General features: G+C 59.1%; 9 protein-coding genes and 1 pseudogene. 4 read left to right on the top strand and 6 right to left on the bottom strand.

What is annotated here, in order from left to right; all coding sequences use genetic code 11:
* The 3 genes from DBR24_RS33160 to DBR24_RS21415 form a co-directional block, all read left to right on the top strand.
* Positions 1-499: metal ABC transporter solute-binding protein, Zn/Mn family (locus DBR24_RS33160; protein WP_256591714.1), on the top strand; the 499-nt coding region annotated here is incomplete at its 5' end.
* Positions 496-1,056, top strand: coding sequence for a carbonate dehydratase (locus tag DBR24_RS21420; protein ID WP_128615744.1), 561 nt, complete (start codon positions 496-498; stop codon positions 1,054-1,056). The genes DBR24_RS33160 and DBR24_RS21420, both read left to right, overlap by 4 nt.
* A 3-nt stretch (positions 1,057-1,059) precedes the next feature.
* Positions 1,060-2,391 (top strand): dihydroorotase, encoded by a 1,332-nt coding sequence (locus DBR24_RS21415; RefSeq protein WP_128615743.1) that lies wholly within the window; start codon positions 1,060-1,062, stop codon positions 2,389-2,391.
* 120 nt (positions 2,392-2,511) lie between these two features.
* Here DBR24_RS21415 and DBR24_RS21410 read toward each other — a convergent pair whose 3' ends face one another.
* A complete protein-coding gene (locus tag DBR24_RS21410) occupies positions 2,512-3,030 on the bottom strand; it encodes a DUF3617 domain-containing protein (RefSeq protein ID WP_123470034.1) in 519 nt (172 codons plus the stop codon).
* A gap of 131 nt (positions 3,031-3,161) precedes the next feature.
* On the opposite strand from DBR24_RS21410, the gene cls reads away from it, so the two are divergent.
* Positions 3,162-4,601 (top strand): cardiolipin synthase, encoded by a 1,440-nt coding sequence (gene cls / locus DBR24_RS21405; protein WP_128615742.1) that lies wholly within the window; start codon positions 3,162-3,164, stop codon positions 4,599-4,601.
* 33 nt (positions 4,602-4,634) lie between these two features.
* On the opposite strand, the gene cfaB is transcribed toward cls, so the two are convergent.
* The 5 genes and pseudogenes from cfaB to DBR24_RS21380 form a co-directional block, all read right to left on the bottom strand.
* On the bottom strand, positions 4,635-5,822 hold the full coding sequence (gene cfaB / locus DBR24_RS21400; RefSeq protein ID WP_123470037.1) for a C17 cyclopropane fatty acid synthase CfaB: 1,188 nt from the start codon (positions 5,820-5,822) through the stop codon (positions 4,635-4,637).
* Between the two features lie 84 nt (positions 5,823-5,906).
* On the bottom strand, positions 5,907-6,692 hold the full coding sequence (locus DBR24_RS21395) for a DNA-binding domain-containing protein (protein WP_128615741.1): 786 nt from the start codon (positions 6,690-6,692) through the stop codon (positions 5,907-5,909).
* A complete protein-coding gene (locus tag DBR24_RS21390; protein ID WP_123470040.1) occupies positions 6,683-7,528 on the bottom strand; it encodes a DUF692 domain-containing protein in 846 nt (281 codons plus the stop codon). The genes DBR24_RS21395 and DBR24_RS21390 overlap by 10 nt, the downstream gene beginning before the upstream one ends.
* Before the next feature lie 65 nt (positions 7,529-7,593).
* Entirely contained in the window at positions 7,594-7,845 is a 252-nt protein-coding gene (locus DBR24_RS21385; RefSeq protein WP_123470041.1) for a hypothetical protein, read from the bottom strand.
* Between the two features lie 112 nt (positions 7,846-7,957).
* Positions 7,958-8,253: pseudogene (locus tag DBR24_RS21380) on the bottom strand (cation-transporting P-type ATPase); the annotation flags it as partial.

Raw genomic sequence — 8,253 nt, 5'->3', positions numbered from 1 at the left:
GGCCAACGCCGAGCTGTACATCGCCAACATCACCAAAGCGTTGATCGCCGCCGACCCGGCCAACAAGGCCGACTACGAACGCAACAGTCAAACCTACCGGAAGCAGATCTACGCCCTGCTCGCCAAAGCCAAGGCCAGATTCGGTTCGCTGCCAGCGGGCAACCGCAAGATCGTCACCAGCCATGACGCCTTCGGTTATCTCGGCCAGGCCTACGGTATCGACTTCATGGCACCACAAGGACTGTCCACCGAACGCGAACCCTCGGCCGCAGAAGTCGCGGCGTTGATCACCCAGATTCGCCAGGCCCACGTCAAAGCGGTGTTCATGGAAAACATCAAGGACGCACGCCTGCTCAAACAGATCGCCGACGAAAGCGGAGCGCACATTGGCGGCACCCTCTATTCAGATGCCCTCGCTGCAAGCGGCCCGGCCAGCACCTTCACCGGTCTGTTCGAGTACAACCTCAACACCCTCTACAACGCACTGAGCCAACCATGATTCGCAAGAACCCATCAGGTGATCTGCCGCAGATTGCCGAATCGGCCTACGTCGATAAAACCGCAATCATCTGCGGCAAAGTAGTGATCGGCGAGAACGTATTTGTCGGGCCTTATGCGGTCATCCGCGCGGACGAAGTGGATGCATCGGGCGAGATGGAAGCGATAACCATCGGTGCCAATTCGAACATCCAGGACGGTGTGGTCATCCACTCCAAATCCGGCGCGGCGGTGACGATCGGCGAATTCAGCTCCATCGCCCACCGTTCGATCGTGCATGGTCCGTGTGTCGTGGGTAACCGGGTATTCATCGGTTTCAACAGCGTGCTGTTCAACTGCGTGGTCGGCAACGGCTGCGTGGTTCGGCACAACTCGGTGGTCGACGGGCGCGATCTGCCCGACGCGTTCTACGTGCCCTCCACCACCCGCATCGGGCCGAAGACCGATCTCTCGCAGTTCCCACCGGTGAGCGTCAGCGCCTCGGAGTTTTCCGAAGACGTGGCGCGCACCAATGTCGATCTGGTACGTGGCTACAAAGCCTTGCAGAACGAGTTCTGAACCATGAGCAGCGTGCTGATTCGCAATGCCAGACTGGTCAACGAAGGGCGTGAGTTCGACGGCGACTTATTGGTTGGCAACGGACGCATCGTCAAGATCGCCCGCAGCATCGAAGGCGAAAACGCGGCGGTGGAAATCGACGCCAACGGTCAGTGGCTACTGCCCGGCATGATTGATGATCAGGTGCATTTTCGTGAGCCGGGTGCGCCAGCCAAGGGCAGCCTATATACCGAGTCCCGCGCGGCGATTGCCGGTGGCATCACCAGTTTCATGGACATGCCCAATACCCAACCGGCCACCCTCACCCTCGAAGCGCTGGCGGACAAGAAGCGCCGGGCGGCGATGAGTTCGGTGGCCAACTACGGCTTTCACTTTGGCGTGAGTCAGGACAATCTCGACACGGTGGCGGCGCTCAATCCGAGTGAGGTGGCCGGGGTGAAAGTGTTCATGGGCGCGTCCACCGGCAACATGCTGGTGGATGATCCGCAAATCCTCGAACGGCTGTTCGCCGAGGTACCGACCCTTCTGTTGGCACACTGCGAACACACGCCGAGCATCGACGCCAACGCGGCCAACCTGCGCAAACGGTTCGGTGCACATCTGCCGCCGGATGCCCATGCACTGATCCGCAATGCCGAGACCTGCTATCGCTCCTCGTCACTGGCCGTGGACCTGGCCAAGCGTCATGGCACGCGCCTGCACGTTTTGCACCTCACCACCGCCCGTGAACTCGAACTGTTCGAAGACAAACCACTGGCGCAAAAACACATCACCGCCGAAGTCTGCCTGCACCATCTGCTGTTCGATGATCGTGACTACCCAACGCTGGGCAACCTGATCAAATGCAACCCGGCGATCAAAACCCCCGCCGACCGTGATGCATTGCGCGCCGCGTTGAACAGCCAGCGGCTGGATGTCATCGGCAGCGATCATGCGCCGCATACCTGGCAGGAAAAGCAACGACCTTACAGCGAGGCGCCATCGGGATTACCGTTGGTGCAACACGCCCTGCCCGCCTTGCTGGAGCTGGTGGCGGACGCTGTCTTGCCGATCACCACGCTGGTGGCGAAGACCAGTCACCGGGTGGCGGATCTGTTTGCCATTCCGGATCGCGGTTATTTGCGTGAGGGATATTGGGCAGATCTGGTGTTGATTGAACCGCAGACGCTGGAGGTGTCTCGGCAACCGATTCTGTCGCAATGTGGATGGACGCCGTTTGCCGGTCGCCGCTTTCGGCATCGGGTGAATACGACAATTGTTTCGGGGCAGATTGCGTGGCGGGACGACCGGGTGCATGACGGGTGTCGAGGGTTGGCGTTGCGATTCTTGCGATGAGGCATTCAGTGACTGACAAGACGCGATCGCGGGCAAGTCCGCGCCCACAGGTTGCACCGGTGAACACAACATTGATGTCCACTGCAGAACCTTGTGGGAGCGAGTTTGCCCGCGATGTTTTTAAGCTCTTGGTTTAACCGCGCCGCAATCCTGGCCCAACCACACGGCGCGGGTCTCCAGGCTGCCCTTCTGGTTGATCCCGATGGCATTGAACGTGCCGTTGGCTACCGTGGTGAATTCCCGATCGCTTTGGAACGTTGCCACGCCCGTGCCCTGGGCTTTCGGGCAACTGAAGCGGAATTTCCACTGGTTGCCGTTGCGCTCGGTGATCTGTTGCTTGCAACCTGATTGCGGATCGGCCAATGGGATATCGTTGGTTGCCACCTGTTGCGGTGTCAGGCAGGCACGGATGCCTTTACCGCCAATATTGATACCGTTCTTTTCCAGGGCCGCCCTCTGTTGAGGGGTCATCTGACCTTGAATCTGGCCGAGGATCGACTGCACATCCATCGGCTGATCATCGACTTTGACGTTGCTCGATGTCATTTCCCACAGCCCTGGCTGCAACATCTGCGCTTGCGCAATCACCGGCAATGCCAAACCCAGGCCCAGCGCCAAACCCAGCAGACGAACGTTCATCGAAAAACTCCTGATCAGTAGTGGCCGTTAGACGTCGGCCGATTGCTTCGGTTCATGCACCAATTAAATAGCGACATTCGCAACAGAACATGGTCTGTTAAGCATTAAATCTTCCGGAGCAAGGCTGCCCCATGGATTATTTTGGACCGCACATTTTCGGTTATCTCATCGCTCTGATACATACCCTCGGTTTGATTGCCGCCGTACATGCGGTGCTCACCGTGCGTACGGCCCAAGGCTCGATCGCCTGGGCATTGTCGCTGATCTTCATCCCCTACCTGACGCTGATTCCCTACCTGGTCTTCGGTCGCAGCACTTTCGATGGTTACATCAAGGCGCGACGCCAGGCCAACGAACAGATGCGTCAGGCGATTTCCGAGCTGAACTGGCGGCCGTGGGTCGAAGAAGCGCTGGCTGCTCGCGCCTCGAACGCCTATACCTCATTGCGCGCCATGCCCAAACTGGGACGCATGCCGTGTCTGGCGAACAACGAGGTGCAGTTGTTGGTGAACGGCACGGCCACCTTCGACGCAATCTTCCAGGCCATCGAATACGCGAAGGAAGCCGTGCTGATCCAGTTCTTCATCATCCACGATGATCACCTCGGTCAGCGCCTGCGCGATCTACTGCTGAAGAAAACCGCCGACGGCGTGGCGATTCATTTGCTCTACGACCGCATCGGCAGCCACGCCCTGCCCCACAGCTATGTGCAGGCATTGCGCGACGGCGGCGTCGAGGTCAAGGCGTTTGCCACCCGCAGTGGCTGGCTCAACCGCTTTCAGGTCAACTTCCGCAACCACCGCAAAATCGTCGTGGTCGATGGTGTAGTCGGTTTTGTCGGCGGACATAACGTCGGCGATGAATACATGGGAGAAAAGCCACCGCTGGCACCGTGGCGTGACACCCATGTGAAAGTACGCGGTCCGGTGGTGGCGTGCATGCAGGAATCCTTTGCCGAAGACTGGTTCTGGGCTGCACGGGCCTTGCCGCCGCTGATTTTGCCGGATGAATACCCGGACGATGGCGTGCTCTGCCAATTGCTGGCCAGCGGCCCGGCAGATGCCTACGAAACCTGTTCGCTGTTTTTCGTCGAAGCCATTCACGCCGCGACAGAGCGAGTGTGGATCACCAGCCCCTATTTCATCCCTGACGAAGCGGTATTTGCCGCGTTACGCCTGGCAGTATTACGCGGCGTCGATGTGCGCTTGTTACTGCCATCGCGGCCCGATCACCGGATCGTCTACGCGGCCTCCAGCCTTTACGCTTTCGAGGCGGTACGCGCCGGTGTGCGGGTATTTCGTTATGAACCCGGATTCCTGCATCAAAAAGTGGTGCTGATCGACAGCGAGATCAGTGCGATCGGCAGCGCCAACCTGGACAACCGCTCATTCCGGCTGAATTTCGAAGTGATGTTGCTGACCGTCGATAGCGACTTCGCCGCCAGTGTGGAACACATGCTCAATCAGGATTTCGAGCAATCCTATGAGGTCGCCAAAGAAGAAAGCCGGGAGATCCACCGCCTGCAACAGGTCGGCATGCGGATCGCCCGGCTCATTTCACCGATTCTTTGAGCCCTTTGCCCAAAGGCCAAGGGCGCACTGGCGTCATGGATTGTAGATATCTTCCCGTGTCCATGGCAGTTCATGGCTGCCATCCGGATGCGCCTTGACGGCTAAGATCTGGTGCAGATTGATCCAGCCGCGAGCGAACGCGTACGCACAACCGGCCAGGTACAGACGCCAGATGCGCAACGCTTGATCCGGCACCAGTTTCGCCGCCGCTTCGAGGTTGTCCTCCAGGCGCTCGCTCCAGTGATCCAGTGTGCGCGCGTAATGCAGGCGCAGGCTTTCGACGTCGATGATCTCAAGCCCAGCCTCGCTGATCTCGGCCGAAATCATCGCCAGGTGCGGCAGCTCGCCGTTGGGAAACACGTACTTCTCGATGAAGTCCCCGGCACCGCGCCCCACCGGACGACCGTCCGTGTGCTTGGCGGTGATCCCGTGGTTCATCACCAGTCCACCCTCCTTCACCGCGCCAAACAGGGTCTTGCAATACTCGGCAAGATTGGCGTGACCGACGTGTTCGAACATGCCAACACTGACCACCTTGTCGAAGCGCCCGTCCTGCGGCAAATCGCGGTAATCAAGCAATTGCAGTTCGACCTGGTCTTCCAGCCCTTCGGCTTTAACCCGTTCACGGGCCAGTTCCAGTTGTTCCTTGCTCAGGGTGATGCCGAACACCTTGGCACCGAACTCCCGCGCGGCATAACGCGCCAACCCCCCCCAACCGCAGCCGACATCCAGCAGATAGTCGCCCGGCTGCAAACGCAGCTTGCGGCACAGGTGACGGAACTTGGCTTGTTGCGCTTGCTCGAGGGTTTCACTGCCCGTTTCGAAATACGCGCAGGAATACGCCATGTCGCTGTCCAGCCAGAGCTGGTAGAACGCGTTGGACAAGTCGTAATGGTAGGAAATGGATTTAGCGTCAGTCTCCTTGTCGTGCACAGAACGCACCGGCTGACTGTCTTCGTCTTCATCGAGCAACGCGCTGCTCAACTCATCGCAGACCCGGATGACCTCGCTGATCGAGCCTTCCAGTTCCAGTTTGCCCTCGATGAACGCCGCCCCCAGCGCGTCGAGACTTGGATGAGTAAACTGGCTGACCATCTGCGGGTCCTTGACCACAATGGTGACGCTGGGCGCCGGCCCCAGATTGATTTCATGGCCGTCCCAGAGCCGCAGACGAAGCGGTAACTGCAGATTCTGTAAGGCCGGTGGAAGTTGCGCGAGCATGGAAAATCCCCCTTGTTTCAGACGTCTGATCTGAGGGTAGACCATCCTGAAAAAATAGCAGGCTATCGAATTAATTAGCCGAAACTATGATTGCAGACGCTCCAGCAAGCCATCCTGTAGCCACTGTTTCAACCAGGTGACGGCTTGAAGTGGCGCGCCCTCACCATAAGTGACTGCTGACTGTGCGCACAGTTCAGAGAAGCTCCAGTTCTCGTTCAGCACCCCGTTCAGCGCTTCGCCTTCGGCAGATGGCAGGCTGCGGTAATGACTGACCAGACCCTTTCGCCAGATCAGGCAGATCTGAGGCGTCGCAAGGCTGACGCTGGCAGGGAAAGCGCTTTGCTCTTTCACCGCACGCCACTGCGCAAGGCTGTTGAACCGACACTCAAACCATTGCAACGAAGGGGTCGGTTTGAATCGCAGCCTAGGCCATTCTTCAGGTGCCAGCGTCGCCATTGTCTCGATGCTTGAAGGCGCGCCTGCGGGCGCATCAAAGGCCAGCGTAAAGGCCCACTCAAGCGCTGCCAATTCAGCCAACGGCGCACTCTGTGCCAGCACCAGATGTTCGCGGATGAACCCTTCGAAGCCTTTGCCCAGCCAGCGCAGGCTGTAATGTGTCGAAGGATGTTGGCGCAGGTAGGCGCTGGCCAGCAGGTCGAATTCCTCGTCGCCCAGCCAGTGCCAGATTGTCGGGAAGTCGCTGCGCAGCACCTCAAGCAGTCGCGCTCGATAAGCGTTGTGGTAAATCGCCAGACCGGTACCGACATCCAGCGTCGGGCCGCCGACAAGCGAGTCGACCAGTGCCGGATCGGCGACGGCCTCATCCAGCAGAAATGCTTCGAACGCCAACTGCCAGTCATTCAGGCGCATTGCGTGCTCCCCTGCAGGACCATTGCCGCCAATTCACGAGCCTTGTGCAATTCATCAAGCAGTTCGTCGAACGGCGGAAAGTGATCGTCGCGTTCCAGCAGGGTGGCCACCGGGCCGAGGTGTTGCAGCGTACGTTGATACAGCGCCCAGACAGGATCGCTGACCGGATGATCGTGGGTGTCGATCACGTAGTCGCCATAATCGCTGTGCCCCGCCAGATGCAGCTGACGTATCTTGTCGGCCGGCAACTGCTGAATGAAGGTCCACGGATCAAAGCCGTGATTGCGTGAACTGACGTAGACATTGTTGACGTCCAGCAGCAATTCGCAGCCGCTCACCCGGCTCAGGGCGGCGAGAAATTCCCATTCGGTGAAATCATCGGAAGCGGCACGCACGTAACTGGAGACGTTCTCCAGTACCAGTGGACGCTGCAGAACGTCCTGCACCTGCGCGACGCGCCCGGCAATGTACTCCAGACTTTCTTCGGTGTACGGCAACGGCAACAGGTCATGCAGTTGATGGGCGTTGCCACGGCTCCAGCACAAGTGGTCGGAGATCCACGCCGGCTTGACCCGTTCGGCCAGTTGTTTGAGGTGTATCAGGTAGTCGCGATCGAGGGCGTGCGGCCCGCCGATGGACAGGGAGACGCCATGCATGACCAGCGGATAACGCTCGGCGATGGCGTCCAGGTAGTACAGGGCCTTACCGCCCGGCACCATGAAATTTTCCGAGATCACTTCGAACCAGTCGACGTCAGGGGCCTGTTCGAGGATCTGTTGGTAATAGGCGCTGCGCAAGCCCAGGCCATAACCGAGACAGGGAAGAGAGGCGGACATGGGCGAACTCCTGTTGATAGTGGCCGCAGTGGCGTTAACCACTGCGGCGACACCTGGCGGTCAGGTTATTCGCCGACCTTGCCACCGGCCTTTTCGCAGGCCGCCTGGGTCATGGCCTTGAAGCCCTGGCCCTTGCAGGAGCCCATGCCTTTGCAAGCGTGGTCTTTGGTTTTGCAGTCATTCTGGCCTTTGCAGGCATTCACACCGTAACAGTGAACGTTGGCATCGGCAGCCATCGCATTGGTCGCCACACCGGCAAACATTGTGGCAGCAGCCAGAGCGAGAGCGGCACCGGCAGCAGCGGTCTTGATAGTCATTTTTTTATCCTCGGTCATCGTCAGGGGTTGTCGGCTGGAAGGTTGTTCAGTCCCGACATAGCACTAGAGAGGGCCTACCCTTGTGGCGTTACAGAGGCTGAAAAAAATAATTTCAGGCATCTTCCTTGAGCTTGAGCAGCGGCTCCTGAAAGCGCAACAAACGACCGGCATTGCCCAGCACCAGCAATGTGCTGAGGTTATGCAGCAGCGCGGCAATCATCGCTCCGGCGGCGCCCAGCCAGCCGAATGCAGCGAACACGACGATGGCCAGCGTCCAGCCCAGACCGATGATCACATTCACTTGCAGGGTTCGCCGGCACTGCCGACTCAGGCGCACGCAAGTCCCCAGTCGACGCAGGTCGCTGCCGATCAGCACAATATCCGCCGATGCCAATGCGATATCGGCAC

It is taken from the genome of Pseudomonas sp. HMWF006 (genome assembly GCF_003061205.1).
GTDB lineage: Bacteria > Pseudomonadota > Gammaproteobacteria > Pseudomonadales > Pseudomonadaceae > Aquipseudomonas > Aquipseudomonas monsensis.
The sequence above is the reverse complement of the archived record's forward strand: the minus strand, read 5'-3'. Positions and strand labels throughout refer to the sequence as shown.

Coding starts and splice junctions, on each gene's coding strand:
- DBR24_RS21415 (WP_128615743.1), top strand. CDS start 1,060: ATGAGCAGCGTGCTGATTCGCAATGCCAGACTGGTCAACGAAGGGCGT.
- DBR24_RS21385 (WP_123470041.1), bottom strand. CDS start 7,845: ATGACTATCAAGACCGCTGCTGCCGGTGCCGCTCTCGCTCTGGCTGCT.
- DBR24_RS21395 (WP_128615741.1), bottom strand. CDS start 6,692: ATGCGCCTGAATGACTGGCAGTTGGCGTTCGAAGCATTTCTGCTGGAT.
- cfaB (WP_123470037.1), bottom strand. CDS start 5,822: ATGCTCGCGCAACTTCCACCGGCCTTACAGAATCTGCAGTTACCGCTT.
- DBR24_RS21390 (WP_123470040.1), bottom strand. CDS start 7,528: ATGTCCGCCTCTCTTCCCTGTCTCGGTTATGGCCTGGGCTTGCGCAGC.
- DBR24_RS21410 (WP_123470034.1), bottom strand. CDS start 3,030: ATGAACGTTCGTCTGCTGGGTTTGGCGCTGGGCCTGGGTTTGGCATTG.
- DBR24_RS21420 (WP_128615744.1), top strand. CDS start 496: ATGATTCGCAAGAACCCATCAGGTGATCTGCCGCAGATTGCCGAATCG.
- cls (WP_128615742.1), top strand. CDS start 3,162: ATGGATTATTTTGGACCGCACATTTTCGGTTATCTCATCGCTCTGATA.